Genomic DNA, 21,370 nt, shown 5'->3' with positions numbered 1-21,370 from the left:
CGCGGTACGGATTGGAAAGGGTCAGCGTTGCGCGCTGGTCCGTACGCGGTTCAGGGAGGCCTTCACGGCCTGAGGTGACGCCGCCGCCTTCTTGGCGAGTGCCCGAGCCTCGGTCGCCCAAGCCGCCTGCTCGGCGGCGGTGACGACGGCAGGTGCACCGGTCAGCGTCTTGTAGGTGAGGGACGCGACACCGGCCTGTCCCTCGTAGCGCGGGTGGTAGTTCAGCGCCCGCAGCAGATTGATGTCCTTGCCCTGGATCCAGGCCTGTCCGTCCGGCGCGCACGCGTCGTGCCCGGTCGACGGCGTGAAGGTGTCGACGTACGTCGCCCCGCCGGCCGCGGCTGCTGCCGCGACGGCCGCGTTCAGCGCCTCCTCGATGGCGTACAGGTACGCGTAGTCGCCGTCCGCGAACGGCAGGATCGACGGGCACGTACCGTGCTCCGGCGCGATCTTGGGGTACCCGATCAGCAGGATCGTTGCCTGCGGCGACCGTGCCCGGATGCCCTGGACGACGATCGCGATCCGGGTCTGCGTCTGCGTGATCTTGGCCTTCAGCGTGTCCACGCCGTCGACGGTGAAGTGCGCCTTGCACGGGGCGCCCGTCGGGTCCGAGGCCCGCAGCCCGGGGCAGGTGCCGATGATGTCGCCGAACACGCCGAAGTCGTTCCCGCCGATTCCGAGCGTGACGAGGTCAGTGTCCGCGGTCAGCGCGTCGAACTGCGGCGCGGCCGTGCCGAGCGCCGTGCTCTGCGGCTGCGTCATGTTCGTGGTGTCGGCGCCGCCGCAGCTGACGTCGGTGAAGCGCTGCACCCGCAGCGCCGCGGCGAGCATCTTCGGGTAGTTGCTGTACGAGCGCGCGCACCCGAGCGACAGCAGGTCGGCCAGCGGGACGAACGGGGCCGACGTGTACGAGTCGCCGAGCGCGACGTACTTCGTGAAAGCCGGCGTGACTGTGGCCGTGGTTGTGGCGGTGGTTGCGGCGGTGGTTGTGGCGCCGGCGGCGTTGGCGGCGGGCAGACCGGCCGCTAGCGCGAGCGCCGCGCAGGCGGCAACCAGACGGCGTAGCTTCACGAGACCTCCCCAGGCTCACCAGTGCGCCGCCCACCCTAAGTTGAGTCACTGCCCGATTACAAGGGGTGATCGGTGACCTGGTGCAGGCAATTCGCGGCGGGCATGGAATCCTGCTGTCATGCGTGTCTGGCACGGATTGGACGAGGTGGGCCCGGAGTTCGGGCCGGCGGTCGTCACCATCGGCAACTTCGACGGCGTGCACCGCGGTCACCAGGAGGTGCTCGCGCATGCCCGGGCGCGAGCGGCGGAGCTGGGCGGTCTGCCGGTGGTCGCGCTGACCTTCGACCCGCACCCGATGCGGGTCCTGCGGCCGGACCACGCGCCGCTGATGCTCAGCAAGCCCGAGCAGCGGGCCGAGCTGCTCGGTCGGCACGGTGCCGACGCGGTGCTCATCCTCCCGTTCACCAAGGAGGTGTCGGCCTGGCCGCCGGAGGAGTTCATCGAGCACGTCCTCGTGAACGCGTTGCACGCCAAGGCGGTCGTCGTCGGTGAGAACTTCCGCTTCGGTCACAAGGCGGCCGGTCACGTCGACACGCTCGTCGAGGCCGGAACGCAGTACGGCTTCCAGGTCGAGGGGCTCAGCCTGGCGGGGGAGGAGCAGCCCTGGTCGTCGACGTACATCCGCAGCCGTCTGGCCGACGGTGACGTGGAGGCGGCCGCGGAAGCGCTCGGCCGGCCGCTGCGGGTCACCGGTGTGGTCGTCGAGGGCGACAAGCGCGGCCGCGAGCTCGGGTACCCGACCGCGAACATCCCGGCGGACCCGGGGGCCGCGGTCCCGCAGGACGGCGTGTACGCCGGCTGGCTCACCGTGCTGACGCCGGCGCCCGGCGCCCCGGCGTACCCGGACCCGCTGCCCGCGGCGATCAGCGTCGGCAGCAACCCGACCTTCGACGGCGTGGACCGCCGGGTCGAGTCGTACGTGCTGGACCGCGACGACCTCGAGCTGTACGGCGCCGAGATCGCGATCGACTTCGTCGCTCGGCTGCGCGGTACGCAGATCCGGTTCGACACGATCGACGAGCTGCTCGTCCAGATGAAGGCCGACGTCGACGGGGCACGCCGCCTGCTAGGCACTGATTAGGGCACGCCGTCCACGGACTGATACGCTGGCTGCTGCCGTCTGAACGGCCGCGGACCGAGAGTGCTCGGGTGAAGAATGCCCCGGTGCGCCGCGCAACGGAAATCGAGAGGAATCCTGTGTCATCTGTTGATGCCGCAACGAAGAAGCAGATCATGGGTGAATACGCCCTGACCGAGGGTGACACCGGGTCCCCCGAGGTCCAGGTCGCGCTGCTGACCCACCGGATCAGCCACCTGACCGAGCACCTCAAGGAGCACAAGCACGACCACCACAGCCGTCGTGGCCTGCTGCTGCTCGTCGGTCAGCGCCGCCGGCTGCTGAACTACCTGGCGAAGAAGGACATCAACCGCTACCGGTCCCTGATCGAGCGGCTCGGCCTTCGCCGATGACGTCGCGAGGAGCGGCCCCCGATACCCGGGTGGCCGCTCCTGGCGTATCCACGCCCCGGCGTGCCAGACACAATTGAATACAGAAAAGTGAATATCGGAACCACGTAAGACGTAACGAGGCGACGCGAAGCGCGTGGCGGGAGGACGACCGGTCCTCGGTAGTGGCTTTCGGGTGATCACACCCGCGGGCCTCGATCGAAGACCGGCACCCCGGAAGCTCGCGCCTCGCAGTCGTCACACTGTGAGAGAGGGGTATCCCGTGACGGGATCCACCGGTACGCCCATGGAGGGCACCGAATTCGCCGAGGCCGTGCTGGACAACGGCAGCTTCGGCAACCGCACCATCCGCTTCGAGACGGGCCGCCTGGCCCAGCAGGCTGCCGGTTCGGCCGCCGCGTACCTCGACGGCGACACGATGGTGCTGTCGGCCACCACGGCCAGCAAGAAGCCCAAGGACCAGTTCGACTTCTTCCCGTTGACGGTGGACGTCGAGGAGCGGATGTACGCCGCGGGCCGGATCCCCGGCTCGTTCTTCCGCCGCGAGGGCCGGCCGTCCGAAGAGGCCATCCTGACCTGCCGGCTGATCGACCGCCCGCTGCGGCCGTCGTTCGTGTCCGGCCTGCGGAACGAGATCCAGGTCGTCATCACCGTCCTGGCGCTGAACCCGGACAAGCTGTACGACGTGCTCGCGATCAACGCGGCGTCGATGTCGACCCAGCTGGCCGGCCTGCCGTTCTCCGGCCCGATCGGCGGCGTCCGCGTCGCGCTGATCGAGGGCCAGTGGGTGGCGTTCCCGACCCACACCGAGCTCGAGGACGCGGTCTTCGACATGGTGGTCGCGGGGCGGGTCACCGACGCCGGTGACGTCGCGATCATGATGGTCGAGGCGGAGTCCACCCCGGGCACCTTCGAGGCCGTCGCGAGCGGCACCCAGGCGCCGACCGAGGAGATCGTCGCCGAGGGCCTGGAGGCCGCCAAGGGCTTCATCAAGACCCTGGTCGAGGCGCAGGCCGACCTGGCCGCGCGGGCCGCGAAGCCGACCGCCGAGTTCCCGGTGTTCCCGGACTACGCCGAGGACGCCTACGCCGCGGTCGAGGCCGCCGCCACCGAGGAGCTGTCGCAGGCGCTCACCATCGCCGGCAAGCACGAGCGTGAGGACGCCACCGACGCGGTCAAGGCCGCCACCGTGGACAAGCTCGCCGCCGACTTCGAGGGCCGCGAGAAGGAGCTGTCCGCGGCGTTCCGCTCGCTGACCAAGAAGCTGGTCCGGCAGCGGGTGCTGAAGGAGAAGGTCCGCATCGACGGCCGCGGTCTGACCGACATCCGGCCGCTGAAGGCCCAGATCGGCGTGCTCCCGCGGGTGCACGGCTCGGCGCTGTTCGAGCGTGGCGAGACCCAGATCATGGGTGTCAGCACGCTGAACATGCTCCGCATGGAGCAGCAGCTCGACACGCTCTCCCCGGAGACCCGCAAGCGGTACATGCACAACTACAACTTCCCGCCGTACTCGACCGGTGAGACCGGCCGGGTGGGTTCGCCGAAGCGCCGCGAGATCGGTCACGGCGCGCTGGCCGAGCGGGCCCTGGTGCCGGTGCTGCCGTCGCGCGAGGACTTCCCGTACGCGATCCGTCAGGTCTCCGAGGCCCTCGGGTCGAACGGTTCGACCTCGATGGGTTCGGTCTGCGCCTCGACGCTGTCGCTGCTGAACGCCGGTGTGCCGCTGAAGGCCCCGGTCGCCGGTATCGCGATGGGCCTGATCTCCGGCGAGGTCGACGGCGAGACCGAGTACGTCGCGCTGACCGACATCCTGGGCGCGGAGGACGCGTTCGGCGACATGGACTTCAAGGTCGCCGGAACGAAGGACTTCGTCACCGCGCTGCAGCTGGACACCAAGCTGGACGGTATCCCGGCCAGCGTGCTGGGTGCGGCCCTGAAGCAGGCCAAGGACGCCCGCCTGACGATCCTGGACGTGATGGCCAAGGCCATCGACGCGCCGGGTGAGATGAGCGAGTTCGCGCCGCGGGTCATCTCGGTGAAGGTCCCGGTCGACAAGATCGGCGAGGTCATCGGCCCGAAGGGCAAGATGATCAACCAGATCACCGAGGACACCGGCGCCGACATCTCGATCGAGGACGACGGCACGGTGTACATCGGCGCGACCGACGGCCCGAGTGCCGAGGCCGCCCGGGCCGCGATCAACGCGATCGCGAACCCGACGATGCCGGAGAAGGGCGAGCGCTACCTGGGTACGGTCGTGAAGACGACCAACTTCGGTGCGTTCATCAGCCTGCTGCCGGGCAAGGACGGTCTGCTGCACATCTCGAAGCTGCGTCCGCTGGCCGGTGGCAAGCGCGTCGAGGCGGTCGAGGACGTGCTGTCGGTCGGCCAGAAGCTGCAGGTCGAGATCGCCGAGATCGACGACCGCGGCAAGCTCTCGCTGATCCCGGTCATCGAGGGTGAAGAGGGCGAGAAGAAGGCCGACGACACGAAGGCTGAGTCCTCGGCGGAGTGACCCGAGCGATCACCAGCACGCTGCTGAGCCCGGAGGCGGGCGGTCCGGTCAAACGGACCGTCCTGCCCTCCGGGCTTCGCGTGCTCTCCCAGTCGGTACCGGGCTTCCGCTCGGTCACGTTCGGCCTGTGGGTCGGCGTCGGCTCCCGCGACGAGCCGGAGCAGCTGGCCGGTGCGACGCATTTCCTCGAACACCTGCTGTTCAAGGGCACCGAGCGCCGCGACGCGCTGGAGATCTCCGCCTCGATCGACGCGGTCGGCGGCGAGATGAACGCGTTCACCGGCAAGGAGTACACCTGCTACTACGCGCGGGTGCTGGACTCCGACCTGCCGCTCGCGGTCGACGTCATCTGCGACATGATCACCTCCGCCACACTCACCAGCGCGGACGTGGAGAGTGAACGCGACGTCATCGACGAAGAGATCGCGATGCACGCCGACGAGACGTCGGACCACATCCACGACCTGTTCGCCGAGCAGCTGTGGGGCAAGTCCCCGCTCGGTCGCTCGATCACCGGTACGCCGGAATCGGTCGCCGGGCTGTCCCGCCAGCAGGTCGCGGGCTGGTACCGGCGCCGCTACAAGCCGTCGAACATCGTGGTGTCGGTGGCCGGCAACGTCGACCACGCGGACGTGGTCCGCCTGGTCCGTAAGGCGTTCGAGCGCCATTGGGTGACGGCCGAGGCCGAGCCGGCTCCCGTACGTCGTGGATCCGCCAAGCCCGTTCCGACGTACAGCGGCGTGCAAGTCCATCACCGCGACGTCGAGCAGGCGCATCTGGTGCTCGGGATGCCCGGACTGCCCCGGAGCGACGAGCGCCGGTACATCGCCGGTGTCCTGCACGGGATCGTCGGCGGCGGGATGTCGTCGCGGTTGTTCCAGGAGGTGCGGGAGAAGCGCGGCCTGGCGTATTCGGTGTTCACGTTCGGTTCGGCGTACGCCGACTCCGGCATGGTCGGCGTGTACGCGGGCTGCCTGCCGAAGAAGGCCCCCGAGGTGCTGGACGTGATCCGCGGCGAGCTCGAGGCGATTGCCCGAGGCAACATCACCCCCGACGAACTGCTCCGCGGCAAGGGCCAGATGCGCGGCTCGGTGGTGATGGGCCTGGAGGACACCGGCGCCAAGATGACCCGGATCGCCAAGGCCGAGCTCGTCTACGGCGAACTCCCCACAGTGGACGAGATCCTGCACCGCATCGACTCCGTCACCCTGGACGACGTCACCGCCCTCGCCGCAGACCTGTATGCGGGAGCTCCGGCCCTGACCGTGATGGGCCCGTTCGACGAGGACAGCGCCACTTTCACGCTCTGAGCACCTCGACAGCCCCGGGCAGCAGGCGCAGACTGGCCGAAAGGGGCCTGGGGGAGGGGCGGCCGGGAGTTGGTCATGAGCACGATTACTTCGGAGATTCAGGCACTGGGGGAAGACTTCCGCGGGGAGCTGGTTCATCCGGGGGAGCCGTCGTACGACGAGCTGCGGAAGGTCTGGAACGGGTCGATCGACCGTCGGCCGGGCCTGATCGCTCGCTGCACCGGGGTCGCCGACATCCGGGCCGCGCTCGCGTTCGCTCGGCGTACCGGTGGGCCGGTGGCGGTCCGCGGCGGCGGCCACAGCTTCCCGGGGCACTCGACCTGTGACGGGGGGATCCTGCTGGACCTGGCGCCCTTGAAGGGCATCCGGGTCGATCCGGTACGGCGTACCGCCCGGGCGCAGGCTGGTGTGCTGCTCGGAGAACTCGACCGTGAGACCCAGGCGTTCGGGCTCGCCGCGCCGTCCGGCATCGTGACCCACACCGGCGTCGCCGGGCTCACGCTGGGCGGTGGGATCGGCTGGCTGATGCGCAAGTACGGGTTGAGCATCGACAACCTGCTGTCCGTCGACCTGGTCACCGCCGAGGGCGAGCTGGTCACCGCGAGCGAAGACGTCAACGCCGACCTGTTCTGGGGGATCCGGGGTGGCGGCGGGAACTTCGGCATCGTCACCGAGTTCGAGTTCCAGCTGCACCCGGTCGGGCCGATCGTCTACGCCGGCCCGATCATGTGGCCGATGGAGCAGTCGCCGGAGCTCCTGCGCTTCTACCGCGACTGGATCACCGACATCCCCGACGAACTCACCACCGCGGTCATCCACCGCTGGATCCCGGCCCTGCCGGCGATCCCGGCCGAGTTCCACGGCCGCCCTGTCGTCGTGGTTGTCGCCTGTTACGCGGGTGCGGTCGAGGACGGGGAGCAGGTGATCGCGCCGCTGAAGGCCTTCGCGCCACCGCTGCTGGACCTGTGCCTGCCGAAGCCGTTCGTTGCCCATCAGGCGATGTTCGACCCCAGCTTCCCGCACGGCTGGTGGTACTACATGCGTTCCTGTGACGTCGCCGAGCTGTCGGACGACGTCGTCGACATCGCCGCTGCGCGCGGTCTGGCGATCAGCTCACCGCTGACGTCGTACCCGATCTTCCACCTCGGTGGCGCGATCTCCCGGGTGCCGGCGGACAGCATGGCGTTCGGCGACCGCTCGAGCGGCCACACGTTCAACTTCGTCGGCGCGACCACGGGTCAGGACGGATTCGCCGCGGAGCGCGAATGGGTCCGGGACTCCTGGCGGGCGATCGAACCGCACCAGGTCGGCGCCTACGTGAACTTCCTCACCGACGAGGGCGAGGACCGGATCCGGTCCGCGTACGGCGCCTCGACGTACGACCGGCTCAAGGACCTCAAGCGGAAGTACGACCCGGGCAACCTCTTCCAGCTGAACCAGAACATCCCACCCCACTGATAGGTTGGTTCGAACACGTCACCACGTGATCTGCCTCTGGATCTCTTCACCACGGGATCGCACGCACTTGACGGCCGACGTGAGCGGCGCCGGGTCCCCGGCGCGGCTCCGGCCTGCTCTGCGTGAAGAGGAATCATCGTGCTCGAGGCGTTTCGTACTGCCCGTGAATCGTTGAGCGACGCCGTCCGGATCACTCCGGGACGGCTCGCGACGTACTCGTTTCTCCAACTCCTGCTGGCGATCCTGCCGGGTGCGCAGGTCGTGCTGATCCGCGACCTGGTCGAGGCGGACGACCCGTGGGGAGCGCTGCTCGGCCTGACCGTGGTGGTCGGGTCGATGTATCCGCTGACCCAGGTGTCGAACGCCGCCGGGCAGCGGATGATGCTGCGGCTTCGGCTCGCCCTGCGGGTCGAGCTGGCCCGGGCGGCGGCTCGGCTGAGTCCGAGCCGGCTGGCCGAGCCCGAGGTGGTCGGAGACCTCGAGGCCAGTCAGACCGCGACGCACCCGATGAGTGACGTCGCCGGGAAGCCGGTCCAGGTCTTCAGTGCGGCGGTCACGTCTGTCGTGCTGTGCGTCACGATCTCGTCGATCAACCTGCTGGCGGGGCTGCTGGTGCTCGCCGCGCTGGTCCCGACCGTTCTCGCGTTCACGTTGATCGCGCGGATGGAGGCGAAGGGCTGGCCGCAGGTGGGTGGGCACGAGCGCACAGCGGCGTACGCGACCGAGCAGCTGATCCAGCAACGCCCGGGGACCGAGCTGGCGGTGCTCGGATCGGGATGGAAGGTTGCCGAGCTGATCGCCGACAGCCGCGCTCGAGGGACCCGGGTCCTCGACCGGATGGTCCGTACGGCGATGGTGTACGAGCTGGGCGCGGCGCTGGCGACCGTCCTGCTGTTCGGCGGCGCCTTGATCGCGCTGGTGCTCGGCGGCGCGTCCGGGGGAGCGGCGGCCGCGGCGGTGGCCGGCACCATCACCGGGCTCAACGCGATCCGCCAATGCGGGTACGCGTTCGGCAGTATCATCACCGCCGCTCCGCAGGCGGCGATCTACCGGCGGTTCGTCCACGGCGTTCCGGAGAGCGGACCGCGAGCCGTCGTACCACGCGTCGAGTCCGTTGCCCTGGACAACGTCAGCTTCAGCTACCCGGACGCCGCCGCCCCGACGCTGTGCAACGTGTCCATCGCCGCGCGTCGCGGTGAGCTCGTCGCCGTGGTCGGCGTGAACGGCGCCGGGAAGTCGACCGCGATCAACCTGCTGGTCGGCACGTTGCGCCCGGAGTGCGGCCGGGTGCTGATCGACGGCGTCGACGCCGCGACCATGACCGAGACCGAACGGCTCGGGCACTTCGGCCTGCTGGTGCAGGAGTTCGGCCGCTTCGAGTTCACCCTCCGCGACACCGTCGCCCTCGGAGCGCCGTACGCCGTCACCGACCAGGAGGTCCGCGCCGCGCTGGCCGGTACGTTCGCCGCGAACCTCCCGTTGGACACCCGACTCGGTCAGCAGTGGGGCGGCACCGGCATCTCCGGCGGCCAATGGCAACGACTCGCACTGGCCCGCATCCGGCTGCGGAACGCCGGCGTCTGGATCCTCGACGAACCCACGTCGGCGATCGACGCGGAGGCCGAACAGGAGATCTTCACCGAACTCCGCCGTACCAGCGCCACCCGCATCACCATCGTCGTCTCCCACCGGGCCTGGACGCTGCGCGCCATGGACCGCATCTACGTCATCGAGAACGGCACAGTGATCCAGCAGGGCACGTACGACGAGCTGATGGCCCGACCGGACGGCCGGTTCGCGCGATTGTTCGCGGCGCAGCACGAGTGATGACCCGGAGGAGTGTGCTGAACACTCAACGCACACAGCGGATCTGCTGAGAGTGCGCAACTGTGCGCAAGTGTGAGTTTTGGGACGAACTGACCTGTCATCAGATGACTCTGGCTCATTGATCTGATTAAGTGAGCCTTTGGCTCGCGTCTTGGGGCCGGTCGTCTGAGGTCTTGGCAAAGTAACGCCTACGTTACGCGCCGCCGCTTTGTGCCTGACAACGTTGACATGCGCAGTTTCGACCAGCCACCATGACGCTTGATCCGCCCGCCTAGCGGCCCTCCCGCCGAGGAAGTTGGTTTGACCGTGCGACGTCTGACTGGGGTAGTGGGGGCGGCACTCGGCCTAGCGCTGGTGCTCGCCTCATGTGGGGACGGCAAGAGCAGCGGTGATGGCAGTGGCTCCGGCAGCAAGAGCGAGGTCATCGCGATCGCTGCCGACCCGCTGGAGTACATCAACCCGCTGAACGAGAACGGCAGTCCGGGGATCCAGGTCGCGATGGCGATGTTCGCGCCGCTGGTGACCACCGACCCGGAGTCCGGCAAGCTGCAGAACGTGATGGCCGACTCGGTCACGCCGGACAAGACCAGCCAGACCTGGACGATCAAGCTCAAGGCCGGCAACACCTTCCAGAACGGCCAGCCGCTGACCGCGAAGGACTACGTGGACAGCTGGAACATGACCGCGATGGGCTCGAACGCCTGGAAGAACAACGGCTTCTTCTCCAAGGTCGACGGGTACGACGCGCTGAACCCGCCGACCCCGGACGGCGCCACGCCGAAGCCGACCGCGGTGAAGACGCTGAGCGGCCTGAAGCAGATCGACGACCTGACCTTCTCGGTGAAGCTCAAGGTGCCGTTCTCGCAGTTCGGCCTCACCCTGCAGTACCTCGGCCTGGCGCCGCTGCCGGAGGAGGTACGGAAGAACCCGGACGCCTACAAGCGCAAGCCGATCGGCAACGGCCCGTTCAAGCTGGCCGCCGAGTGGAACGCCGGGGACGACATCAAGCTGGCGAAGTGGGACGGTTACAAGGGCCCGCAGGTCCCGCAGGCCGACGAGATCACCTACCGGTTCATCCCGAACGCCGACACGGCGTACAACGAGTTCCTGGCCGGCAACGTGGACTTCGTCGACGTTCCGTCGACCAAGGTGAAGAGCTTCAAGACCGACGCCCCGGACCAGTGGGTGACCAGCATCAGCTCCGGTGCGAACTACCTGGTGATCCCGGCCTGGGACGCGCGGTTCAAGAACCCGAAGCTGCGGCACGCGTTCTCGATGGCGATCGACCGGAAGGCGTTCGCCGACCTGGTCGGGCTGTCCGAGCCGGCGAAGGGTCTGGTCGCGCCGGACATGGCCGGCTACCGCGACAACGCCTGCAAGTACTGCGAGTTCGACGCCGCCAAGGCCAAGCAGCTGCTCCAGGAGGCCGGCGGATTCTCCGGCCCGCTGAACATCAACTACAACACCACGTCGGCGACCGGGCAGATCTTCGCCGAGGCGATCGGCAACATGCTCCGGCAGAACCTCGGCCTGCAGGTGAAGTACACCGGCAAGCAGGGGTCGGAGATCACCGAGCTCGCGGACTCCCGCAAGCTGGACGGTCTGCGGTTCGGCGGCTGGGGTCACGACTACCCGTCGATCGAGGACTACCTGACGCCGATGTTCAAGTCCAACGGTGATGCGAACTTCGCCGGCTACGCCAACCCCGCGCTGGACGCCGTGCTGGCCAAGGGCGACGCCGAGCCGGACCCGGACAAGGCGATCAAGCTGTACCAGCAGGCCGAGGACATCGCGCTCGAGGACATGCCGCTGATCCCGCTGTACACCAAGTCGAACGCGTACCTGCACTCGGCCAAGATCGAGCCGCGCGTGTCGAAGTACGTCGGTGTGTCGGCGCTCTGGGCCACCTTCAAGTGATCCGGTTCGTCCTGCGCCGCATCGTGGCGGCGATTCCGATCGGTCTGGTCGTCACGCTGGGGGTCTTCGCGCTCGTCTTCGCGATGCCCGGGGACCCCCTGCGGGAGCTGGCCGGCGACAAGCCGATCCCGGCCGCGGTGCTGGCCGCCAAGCGTGCGCAGTACCACCTGGACGACCCGTTCATCGTCCAGTACCTGCTGAGCATGAAGGACATCCTCACCGGCAACTTCGGTACGACGTTCGCGGGCGCGGACATCGCCGACCAGCTCCGGCTGCGGATCCCGGTGACGCTGAAGCTGACGCTGCTGGCGAACGCCGTCCAGTGGACGCTCGGGCTGATCTTCGGTATCTACGCCGGTTTCAAGCGCAACGGCTGGATCGACCGGTCGTTGCTGCTGGCAACACTCGTGCTGCTCGCGGTGCCCGGACTGGTGGCGTACTTCGCCGCGCAGTACCTGTTCGGGGTCGAGTTGAAGTGGTTCCCGGTGTCCGGTGTGCTCGAGGGGTTCCCGCGCTCGTACCTGCTGCCCGCGCTGGTGATCGGCGTCCTCGGGTTCGCCGGCCTGGCCCGGCTGCTGCGCACGTCGATCGTGGAGACGGTGAACGCCGACTTCGTGAAGACCGCTCGGGCCAAGGGTCTCGGCGAGCAGCGGGTGCTGTGGCGGCACATCCTGCCGAACGCGCTGCTGCCGGTGATCACGTTCATCGGGCTCGATCTGGCCGGCATGTTCGGCGGCGCGATCATCACCGAGAGCATCTTCAACCTGCCCGGACTCGGCCAGTTCATGTTCCAGGCGATCAAGCTGAAGGAGGGCGGGGTCGTGGTGCTGCTGTCGACGCTCGCGTTCATCTCGTTCATCCTGATCAACCTGCTGGTCGATCTCCTGTACGGCGTCCTGGATCCGAGGGTGCGCAATGTCTGAACAGATCCCCGCGGCGGTCAGCGCCGAGGCACAGGAAATCGGCGACGGCCGCACACTGTCGAACCGCGAGTTGCTGCGGGCGCTCCTGCGCAAGCCGCAGTTCGTGCTGTGCAGCCTGTTGCTGCTGCTGTTCTTCACGATGGCGGCGGTGCCGAAGCTGTTCACCTCCGTCGATCCGCGGTTCTGTGAGCTCACCAAGAGCCGGCAGGGCCGCGGACCCGGACACCCGTTCGGGTTCGACATCCAGGGCTGCGACTACTTCGCGAACGTGATCTACGGCGCCCGGCCGTCGGTGCTGGTCAGCATCTGCGCGAGTTTCGGCGTCTTCGTGCTGGCCGGGTCGCTCGGTCTGCTGGCCGGGTACTTCCCGGGGTTCGTGGACGGGCTGATCTCGCGGACCGCCGACGTGCTGTTCTCGATCCCGGGCATCGTGGTGCTGATCGTGATCCTGAACTCGGTCGCCAACCGCAGCATCTGGATCATCGTCGGCGTCATCCTGCTGATCGGCTGGCCGGGCGGCATGCGGCTGATGCGGGCGACGGTGTTCTCGGTCCGCAACCGCGAGTACGTCCTCGCGGCCCGGTCGATCGGCGTGCCGCCGGTGCGGATCCTGCGCAAACACGTGTTCCCGAACGCGATGGCCCCGCTGCTGGCGATGACCACGCTCGGGATCGGCGGCATGGTCGGGCTCGAGGCCGCGCTGACGTTCCTCGGGGTCGGTCTGCAGCCGCCGTCGATCTCGTGGGGCTCGCAGTTCGGCGTCGCGGCGTCGTACCGGGACACCCCGCACCTGTTCATCTGGCCGGCGTTGTTCATCTCCACGATGACGATCTCGTTCATGATCATCGGCGACTCGATCCGGGACGCCCTCGACCCGAAGTTGCTGCGATGACTACTCAAGGCGAAGTACTGCTCAAGGTCGACAACCTGTCGGTGGAGTTCGACACGCCGCGCGGGCCGGTGCGGGCCGTGGACGGGGTGTCCTGGCAGGTGCGGGCCGGCGAGACGCTGGCGATCCTGGGGGAGTCCGGGTCGGGCAAGAGCGTCTCGACCCAGGCGCTGACCGGGATCCTGGAGATGCCGCCGGGGCGGATCGTGTCCGGTACGGCGGAGTACCGCGGCGCGGACCTGATCTCGATGACCGTCAAGGAACGGCGCAAGATCGTCGGGAACCGGATCACGATGGTGTTCCAGGACTCGCTGTCCGCGCTGAACCCGGTGCAGTCGGTCGGCACCCAGATCGCCGAGTGCTTCCGGGTGCACCGCGGGATGTCGAAGCGGGACGCGATGAAGCGCGCCGCGGAGATGCTCGACCAGGTGCGGATCCCGGCCGCGGCGAACCGGGTGCGGGACTACCCGCACGAGTTCTCCGGCGGTATGCGGCAGCGCGTGATGCTGGCGATGGCGCTCGCCCTCGACCCCGACGTCCTGATCGCCGACGAGCCGACCACGGCGCTCGACGTGACGGTGCAGGCCCAGATCCTCGAGCTGATCGCGGAGCTGCAGGCCGAGCGGGACATGGGTGTGGTGCTGATCACCCACGACCTCGGTGTGGTCTCGGACGTCGCCGACAACGTGGTGGTGATGTACGCCGGGCACGTCGTCGAGCGCGCCGCGACCGCGGAGGCGCTGGAACATCCCGTGCACCCTTACACCGAAGGGCTGCTCGGCTCGATGCCGTCGGCCGACCTCAAGGGTCAGGAGCTGCCGACCATTCCGGGGACGCCGCCGTCGCTGCGGGCGATCCCGTCCGGCTGCGCGTTCCGCACCCGGTGCCCGATCGCGATCGACGACTGCGCGGCCGAGGTGCCGCCGCTGCTGACCGTTGCGCCGGGCCGTGACGCCGCGTGCATCCGTCGTACGACGCTTGCCGCAAAGGAGGCTGTCTGATGGCCGACGAGTTGCTGGTGGCAACCGATGTCGTGAAGCACTACGACATCAGCCCGGCGCTGAACTTCGGCGCGAAGACCCTGGTCCGGGCGGTGGACGGCGTCGACCTGACGCTGCGCAAGGGCGAGTCGCTCGGCATCGTCGGCGAGTCCGGCTGCGGGAAGTCGACGCTGGTCCGGCTGCTCGCCGCGCTGGAGAAGCCGACGTCCGGGCGGATCGAGTACGGCGGTGTGGACGTCAGCAAGCTGCGCGGACGCGAGCTGCGGCGCTGGCGGCGGAACGTGCAGGTGGTCTTCCAGGACCCGTACTCCAGCCTGAACCCGCGGATGCGCGTCGGCGAGATCGTCGCCGAGCCGTTCGAGGTGCACCCGGACGTCGGCAAGGGCAGTAAGGGTTTGGACATCCGCACCCGGGTGCGCGAGCTGCTCGAGCTGGTCGGTCTGCGGCCCGAGGACGAGACGAAGTTCCCGCACCAGTTCTCCGGCGGGCAGCGGCAGCGGATCGGGATCGCGCGGGCCATCGCGCTGAACCCCGACGTCCTGCTGTGCGACGAGCCGGTGTCGGCGCTCGACCTGTCCGTGCAGGCGCAGGTGGTGAACCTGTTGATGCGGCTGCAGCGCGAGCTCGGCCTGAGCATCATCTTCGTCGCCCACGACCTGTCCGTCGTACGGCACGTCTCCGACCGGGTCGCGGTCATGTACCTCGGCAAGGTCGCCGAGCTGGGCGAGCACCAGCAGGTGTACGACGTACCCGCGCACCCGTACACGCAGGCGTTGCTGTCCGCCGAGCCCGGCCTGGCGCGCCAGGGCAGGCAGCGGATCGTGCTGGCCGGCGACCCGCCGTCGCCGGTGATGCCGCCGTCCGGCTGCCGGTTCCACACCCGCTGCCTACGGGCGGAGGCGAAGTGCAGCACCGACGTACCCGAACTCCGCGAGATCCCGTCCGGTCAGACTGTCTCGTGCCACTTCGCGGAGGATGCGCAGACCGCGTATTCGACGGCATAGGCCCTGAGGGATAGCTGCGGCGTGATGGCCTAGGGTTGCGGCCGTGAGTACGGTTCCCTCGGCAGGCAGGCGTTTCGTGCTGCTCGCCGGGGTGACCGTCGTGGCCGGCGCGCTGGCGGCGTGGTGGATTCTGAGCGCGGGCCGGACCGCCAACGAGGGGTTGGACATCACCGACGAGGGCTACTACCTGCTCTCGTTCCGGTGGTGGGACAGCAACCCGTTGGCGTTGACCGGAGTGCAGTACCTGTACGGCCCGGTGTTCGAGTGGTTTGGGTACGACGTCGTCAAGCTCCGGTTCTTCCGGTTGTTCACGGTGGTCGTCGTACACCTCCTCTTCGGCTACAGCTTCATGCGGTGGCTGCGTGGACGTCGCCCTGGGGCGCCGCCGACGAGGCTGTGGGAGGCGGCCGGTACGACGGCGGTTCTCGCCGCGGGCGGGATGTGTTACAGCTGGATCCCGCAGTCGCCCGGCTACAACGACGTCGTCCTGCTCGGTGCGCTGACGTTGGTGTCGTGCGTGCTGTGGATGGCGACCGCCGTCGATCGCGGTACGCCGGTGCCGTTCTGGATCTTCCTCGTCGCCGGCCTGGTGATCGGCGCGATGGTGCTGGCCAAGTGGACCTCGGTCGTGGTGATCGGCCTGATCGTGATCACGGCGGTCGTCGTGCTGGCCGGTCAGGGATGGCGCTCCGTTGCCCGCGGCACCCTTCTCGCGCTGGGCGGTCTCGGCCTCGCGGCGCTCGTCGTGCAGCTGTTCGTGGTGCGGCTGGACGTCGCGGTGCCGGGGATCCTGAAGGTCAACAAGTTCATCGCCGGGACGTCGTACTCCCCGCTCGACCTGTTGCAGCTCTACTGGTCGAGCACCATCGAGCTGATCGGCCGCGCCGTCGCCGCGCACGGCCCCTTGCTGATCGCGACCGCGCTCGCCGTCGTCGCCCGTTGGCGCCGGCTCCGGCTCGCTGCGGCCGCTGTCGCGGTGGTCGCCCTGATCCTGTCGGTACGGCGAGTTGTCGTCGACGACGGCGCACTGGGCGGCTCACAACACATCCCGACGTACGCCGAGACGCTGCTGGCCGCCGTACTCGTCGCCGTCGTGGCCGCGGCCGGCGCGGTGATCGCCGGCCGTGCCGGAGTGACGGCCCGCACCCGGTTGAGCCGGGAGAACACGCGGACGTGGGTGATCCTCGCGCTGCTCGTGCTGCTGCCGCTGGTGCAGGCGTTCGGGACGAACACCCCGTTGTACTCGATCGGTTTCAACGCGTTCGCCGCCTGGGCCGCGGTGATGATCGCCGTGCTGACCGGCATCTGGGCGGTGCCGATCGTGGCGCGGGCGACGCTCGGGCTCGTGCTGGTCGGATCCCTGGTCGCGACCGCGACGATCGCCTACACCGGCCTGTTCCGGTACCCGTACCGCTCGGTCGGGCACGAGCAACTGACCGTCGCGACGACGATTCCGGCGCTCCACGGCATGTACCTGTCGCGGGCCGCCGAGGAGAACTTCGGTCGCCTGGTCACCGACCTCCGGCCCTACACGGACCCGCCCGGCCGCCCGGTGCTGGCCTTCGACAAGATGGCCGGGCTGGTACTGATGGTCGGCGGGCGACCGCTCGGCGAGGCCTGGATCTCGCCCCGGGAACGCGCGCGGACCGCCGCCGGGATCGAGGAGGCCTGCCGGACGAGCCGCCCGGCCAGGCCGCCGCTGATCATCCTGAACCGGCAGATCTCGGAGGTCGAGACCAACGCCCTGCGAGCCTGCGGTCTCGACTTCCACGCCGAGTACGAACAGCTCGCGCCGACCGGCCAGACGAGTGGCCTGCAGGTGTGGGTTCCGAAGGCCGAGCGGGTCGCCCGGACGACCGGATGAGATCCTGTTGCCCTCGATCGGACAGGAAGGGTACGCATGATCAAGGTCGGTGTCCTGGGGGCCAAAGGCAAGATGGGCGCTCAGACGTGCCTCGCGGTCGAGGAGGCCGCCGACTGTGAGCTGGTCGCGCAGCTCGACCAGGGCGATCCGCTCGACGAGCTGACCAAGGCCGGCGCCGAGGTCGTGGTCGACTTCACCCGGCCCGAGGTCGTGATGGACAACCTGGCGTGGTGCATCGAGCACGGCGTCCACGCGGTCGTCGGCACCACCGGGTTCGACGACGAGCGGCTCGCCACGCTGCGCGGACTGCTGGAGAAGTCCCCGTCGACCGGTGTGCTGATCGCGCCGAACTTCTCGATCGGCGCGGTCCTGATGATGCGGTTCGCCGCCCAGGCCGCCCGGTACTACGAGTCCGTCGAGATCATCGAGCTGCACCACCCCGACAAGGTGGACGCTCCGTCCGGCACGGCGCGCCGTACGGCGGAGCTGATCGCGGACGCCCGGCGCGAGGCCGGATCCGGACCGATCCCGGATGCGACCACGACCGCGCTGGACGGCGCGCGCGGCGCGGACGTCGACGGGATCCGGGTGCACGGCGTCCGGCTGCGCGGTCTGATCGCGCACCAGGAGGTGCTGTTCGGCGACGAGGGCGAGACGCTGACGATCCGGCACGACTCGATGGCCCGGGTGTCGTTCATGGCCGGCGTCCTCCTGGGCGTCCGCAGCATCGGCACGGCCCCTGGGCTGACCGTCGGTCTCGAGCACTTCATGGACCTCTCCTGATATGAGGGCCAAGCAGGCCGCGATCCTGCTCGCGGTCGTGTTCGTCGCGTACGCCGTTCTGATCGGCTGGCGGGGCGTCCTGCTGATCAAGGCGGGGACGGCGGTCTCGATCGTGCTGGGGCTGGCGGTCCTGGTCATCCCGCTGGTCGGGGCGTACCTGGTGTGGCGGGAGATCCAGTTCGGCCGCCGGACCGAGGTGCTGGCGCGCGAGCTGGAGGCGGTCGGTGGGCTGCCGGTCGACGATCTGCCGCGGCGGCCGTCCGGACGGATCGACCAGGCCGCAGCGGACGAGGCCTTCGGGCGGTACAAGGCGGAGGCGGAAGCCGCCCCCGACGACTGGCGCGTGTGGTTCCGGCTGTCGACGGCGTACGACGCGGCGGGGGACCGCAGGCGCGCCCGGGAGGCCATGCGGACCGCGATCGCGCACCACGACCGGCCCCTGTAGTTACCGAAGAGTTCGCGCTGACCTTCCCGGATGACTGACAATGCGGTGCGAAACGGGATACTTTCAAGAAGGTACGTGGCAGCCGCTACGTAAAGGTCGGAGACTGGGTGGAGCCGTCCTGTGCCATCAGACGGGTCTCGCCGCGGCTCGGACGACGTGCAGGGGGCTGGATTCGGCGGGCTTCTGCGCCGGCACCGACGGGAGGCGGGGCTGTCGCAGGAAGCGCTCGCCGAGCTCGCCGGCCTGAGCGTCGACGCGATCGCGGCGTTGGAGCGGGGACGCCGGCGTGCGCCACGGGCGCACACGCTGCGTCTGCTCGCGGACGCCCTGCGGCTCACCGAACCGGATCGTCTGCTGTTCACCGCGGCGGCCCGTAGAGAGTCGGCCACCCCACGCCTGCCGCTGCGGCAGCCGCCCGCCCCGACCAACGAGCTGATCGGCCGCACGACCGAACTGAACGCGACGACCCGCCTGTTGCGGCAGCGAATCACGCGTTTGCTCACCTTGACCGGGCCGGGCGGTGTGGGGAAGACCCGGCTCACCCTGGCGGTCGCGGCCGAGGTCACGGACAGCTTCCAGGACGGGGTCTGCTGGGTGCCGCTCGCCTCGTTGACCGACCCCGCGACCGTCGTACCGGCGGTGGCCGAGTCGATCGGCATGCAGCCGGTGGAGAGCACGCGGCTGGTCGAGGAGATCGCCGAACAGATCGGGCGCAGCACGATGCTCCTCGTGTTCGACAACTGCTCGCATGTGGTCGCGCAGGTCGGGCAGGTCTGCGCGGCCTTGCTGGAGCACTGCCCGAACCTGTCGATCCTCGTGTCGAGCCGCGAGCTGCTACGGCTGCCCGGCGAGAGCGTGTACGTCGTACCCGCGCTGAGCCTGCCGTACGACGAGGAGAACCTGGAGTCGTCCGCAGCGGTACGGCTGTTCGTCGAGCGGGCGACCGCCCGCGGGTACGAGCCGGCCGGGGAGCTGGACCAGGTCGCCCGTGTCGTACGCCGCCTGGAGGGGATGCCGCTCGCGATCGAGCTGGCAGCGGCGCGGACGAACGCGATGACGATCGCGGAGCTGGCCGCCGAACTCGAGACGTCGTTCGGGATCCTGGCCGGCGGACCGCCGACCGCCTCACCGCGCCAGCAGTCGATGTACGGCGCGATCGAGTGGAGTCACGCGCTGCTCACACCGGCCGAGCGGGACATGTTCACGCAGCTGTCGGTGTTCGTCGGCGGCTGGACGCTGGGTGCGGCCGCCGCGGTGCTGACCGGCGTGGAGACGCGTGTCCAGGCGCTCGATCTCATCGGCCGGCTGGTGGACAAGTCGCTGGTCCGGGTGATCAGACGCGGTGGTGTCGCGCGCTACTACATGCTCGTGGTGATCCGGGAGTTCGCGGCCGATCGGCTGCGGGCGGCCGGGCAGACGGAAGCGACGGAGGAGCGGCACGCACGCTACTACCTGAGCCTCGCCGAAGAAGCCGAAGGACAGCTGCGCGGCCCGGAACAGAGGGAGTGGCTGGATCGCCTGGAGAGCGAGCACGCCAACCTGCGTGCCGCGATCACCTGGTCGTTGGGGACGGGCTCGGTCGCCGAGGCGTTGCGGCTGACCGGTGCGCTTTGGCTGTTCTGCAATCTCCGCGGCCACTATGCCGAAGGCAGCACATGGCTCGAGCGGGCCCTGCAACTCGCCGACCTGCAGCCGCCGGAGCGCATGAACGGCCTGGCACCCGCCTGTGCGAAAGCGAACCTCGGCGCGGGGACGCTGGCGTTCCTCCAGTGCGAGTACGACGCCGCGACCGAGCTGCTGCGGACCGCGCTCAAGCAGTACAAGGAACTGGGAGACGACGCCGGGACCGCGCTGGTTCTGCAACGCCTCGGCGGGGTCGCCCGCGAACGCGGCGACTACGAGGCCGCAGAGGATCTGCACTGCGAGAGCTACGACCTGTACGAAAGTCTCGGCGACCGGGCCGGGATGGCCTGGGCGCACAACCACCTCGGCTTCGTGGCGTGGCTGCGCGGCGATCTCGAAGTCGGCGCGCGCCGGTGCCGGCGGGCTCGCGACGCGTTCCGGGTGGTCGGTGACGGCGAAGGACTGGCCTGGTCGTTGATCAGCCTCGGCGCGATCGCGCAGTACAGCGGCGAACTCGTCGAGGCGGAGGACCTGCTGCAGCAGAGTCTCGCGTTGTCGCAGCGGCTCGGGTACCGCGAGGGCGTCGCCTGGTCGCTGAACCAGCTCGGCATCGTCGAACGCCGGCGGGGATTGACCGAGCGCGCTGTCCACCTGCTCGACGAGAGCCTGGCGGAGCATCGCGATCTAGGAGACCGGTGGCGGTCGGCCAGTGTGCTCGAGGAACTGGCGGCGGTCGCACAGCAGCGGGGCCGGAGCGACTACGCCGCGTTTCTGCTCGGGGCGGCGCACGAGGTGCGTGAGGTGATCCGGGCACCGGTGCCGCGGATCGAGCAGGCCGATTTCGACGCCACCCAGGCCGCTGTCGAATCGTCCCTGGAGCGGCGCGCCTTCCGGGCCGCCTGGGCGGCCGGCCGCGCGGCTCCGCTGGTCGCGGTCGCCGACGGCTATCCGGGCCCGGATGCACCGGCGGACCGGACCCGCGACCCGTTCTGAGCCTGATCGCTCGCTGCGCGCGTGAACGCGCTGCAGCCTCGCGGAGCGCCACGACCTGGGGGATCGACGGCACCCCGCGAGGGATCTCGTGGCGCGGTTCCCGAGTTCGTGGCCCGATCGGCTGTGCCCCTCTGTCTGACCCCCCAGGCAGTCCCCCCACCTGCACAGCCGACCGAAGCCACGTCGGCGGTGGCCGTCGTCGAGCCCTCCCAGTCGACGCCCGAGTCCTCCGCGCTGACTCAAGGTTGCCGTTATCACGCTGTGTCGCACAGGGACGCAA

Annotated in this window: 16 protein-coding genes; 15 read left to right on the top strand and 1 reads right to left on the bottom strand. The window is 69.2% G+C overall.

The genetic code is table 11. The annotated features are described in order from the left end of the window. Positions 1 to 21: 21 nt before the first annotated feature. Positions 22 to 1,071: a GDSL-type esterase/lipase family protein gene (locus tag BJY22_RS30545; RefSeq protein ID WP_167213572.1), complete on the bottom strand. Its 1,050-nt coding sequence runs from the start codon at positions 1,069 to 1,071 to the stop codon at positions 22 to 24. A 118-nt stretch (positions 1,072 to 1,189) separates the two neighbouring features. Between BJY22_RS30545 and BJY22_RS30540 the strand changes: the two genes are divergently transcribed. The 15 genes from BJY22_RS30540 to BJY22_RS30470 all read left to right on the top strand — a co-directional run bounded on the left by BJY22_RS30540 (position 1,190) and on the right by BJY22_RS30470 (position 21,090). Beyond that, positions 1,190 to 2,152, top strand: a complete 963-nt coding sequence (locus tag BJY22_RS30540; RefSeq protein WP_167213569.1) for a bifunctional riboflavin kinase/FAD synthetase — start codon at positions 1,190 to 1,192, stop codon at positions 2,150 to 2,152. Between the two features lie 116 nt (positions 2,153 to 2,268). Further along, positions 2,269 to 2,541, top strand: coding sequence for a 30S ribosomal protein S15 (rpsO, locus tag BJY22_RS30535; RefSeq protein ID WP_167213566.1), 273 nt, complete (start codon positions 2,269 to 2,271; stop codon positions 2,539 to 2,541). A 283-nt stretch (positions 2,542 to 2,824) separates the two neighbouring features. Next, a complete protein-coding gene (locus tag BJY22_RS30530; protein ID WP_167218864.1) occupies positions 2,825 to 5,053 on the top strand; it encodes a polyribonucleotide nucleotidyltransferase in 2,229 nt (742 codons plus the stop codon). Then, positions 5,050 to 6,363: an insulinase family protein gene (locus BJY22_RS30525; protein WP_167213564.1), complete on the top strand. Its 1,314-nt coding sequence runs from the start codon at positions 5,050 to 5,052 to the stop codon at positions 6,361 to 6,363. Before BJY22_RS30530 ends, BJY22_RS30525 begins: the two co-directional genes overlap by 4 nt. 75 nt (positions 6,364 to 6,438) lie before the next feature. Next, a complete protein-coding gene (locus tag BJY22_RS30520) occupies positions 6,439 to 7,821 on the top strand; it encodes an FAD-binding oxidoreductase (RefSeq protein WP_167213561.1) in 1,383 nt (460 codons plus the stop codon). A 138-nt stretch (positions 7,822 to 7,959) separates the two neighbouring features. Continuing rightward, positions 7,960 to 9,648: an ABC transporter ATP-binding protein gene (locus BJY22_RS30515; protein ID WP_337759495.1), complete on the top strand. Its 1,689-nt coding sequence runs from the start codon at positions 7,960 to 7,962 to the stop codon at positions 9,646 to 9,648. 306 nt (positions 9,649 to 9,954) lie between these two features. Continuing rightward, positions 9,955 to 11,565 (top strand): ABC transporter substrate-binding protein, encoded by a 1,611-nt coding sequence (locus BJY22_RS30510; protein WP_167213558.1) that lies wholly within the window; start codon positions 9,955 to 9,957, stop codon positions 11,563 to 11,565. Next, entirely contained in the window at positions 11,562 to 12,488 is a 927-nt protein-coding gene (locus BJY22_RS30505; RefSeq protein WP_167213555.1) for an ABC transporter permease subunit, read from the top strand. Before BJY22_RS30510 ends, BJY22_RS30505 begins: the two co-directional genes overlap by 4 nt. After that, positions 12,481 to 13,380, top strand: a complete 900-nt coding sequence (locus tag BJY22_RS30500; protein ID WP_167213552.1) for an ABC transporter permease — start codon at positions 12,481 to 12,483, stop codon at positions 13,378 to 13,380. Before BJY22_RS30505 ends, BJY22_RS30500 begins: the two co-directional genes overlap by 8 nt. After that, positions 13,377 to 14,378, top strand: coding sequence for an ABC transporter ATP-binding protein (locus tag BJY22_RS30495; RefSeq protein WP_167213549.1), 1,002 nt, complete (start codon positions 13,377 to 13,379; stop codon positions 14,376 to 14,378). Before BJY22_RS30500 ends, BJY22_RS30495 begins: the two co-directional genes overlap by 4 nt. Next, the gene (locus tag BJY22_RS30490; RefSeq protein WP_167213546.1) at positions 14,378 to 15,382 is read left to right on the top strand and encodes an ABC transporter ATP-binding protein; all 1,005 of its coding nucleotides are present in this window, start codon (positions 14,378 to 14,380) and stop codon (positions 15,380 to 15,382) included. Before BJY22_RS30495 ends, BJY22_RS30490 begins: the two co-directional genes overlap by 1 nt. Before the next feature lie 43 nt (positions 15,383 to 15,425). Then, positions 15,426 to 17,246: a hypothetical protein gene (locus tag BJY22_RS30485; RefSeq protein WP_167213544.1), complete on the top strand. Its 1,821-nt coding sequence runs from the start codon at positions 15,426 to 15,428 to the stop codon at positions 17,244 to 17,246. 36 nt (positions 17,247 to 17,282) lie between these two features. Then, on the top strand, positions 17,283 to 18,029 hold the full coding sequence (dapB, locus tag BJY22_RS30480; RefSeq protein ID WP_167213541.1) for a 4-hydroxy-tetrahydrodipicolinate reductase: 747 nt from the start codon (positions 17,283 to 17,285) through the stop codon (positions 18,027 to 18,029). A 1-nt stretch (position 18,030) separates the two neighbouring features. Further along, complete coding sequence (locus BJY22_RS30475) at positions 18,031 to 18,474, top strand: hypothetical protein (protein WP_167213539.1); 444 nt, start codon at positions 18,031 to 18,033, stop codon at positions 18,472 to 18,474. Between the two features lie 120 nt (positions 18,475 to 18,594). Beyond that, complete coding sequence (locus BJY22_RS30470; protein WP_167213536.1) at positions 18,595 to 21,090, top strand: tetratricopeptide repeat protein; 2,496 nt, start codon at positions 18,595 to 18,597, stop codon at positions 21,088 to 21,090. Positions 21,091 to 21,370: the final 280 nt, after the last annotated feature.

Source organism: Kribbella shirazensis, assembly GCF_011761605.1.
In the GTDB taxonomy this organism is placed as follows: domain Bacteria; phylum Actinomycetota; class Actinomycetes; order Propionibacteriales; family Kribbellaceae; genus Kribbella; species Kribbella shirazensis.
Note: the sequence above shows the minus strand (reverse complement) of the source record. Positions and strands in the feature narration are given on the sequence as shown.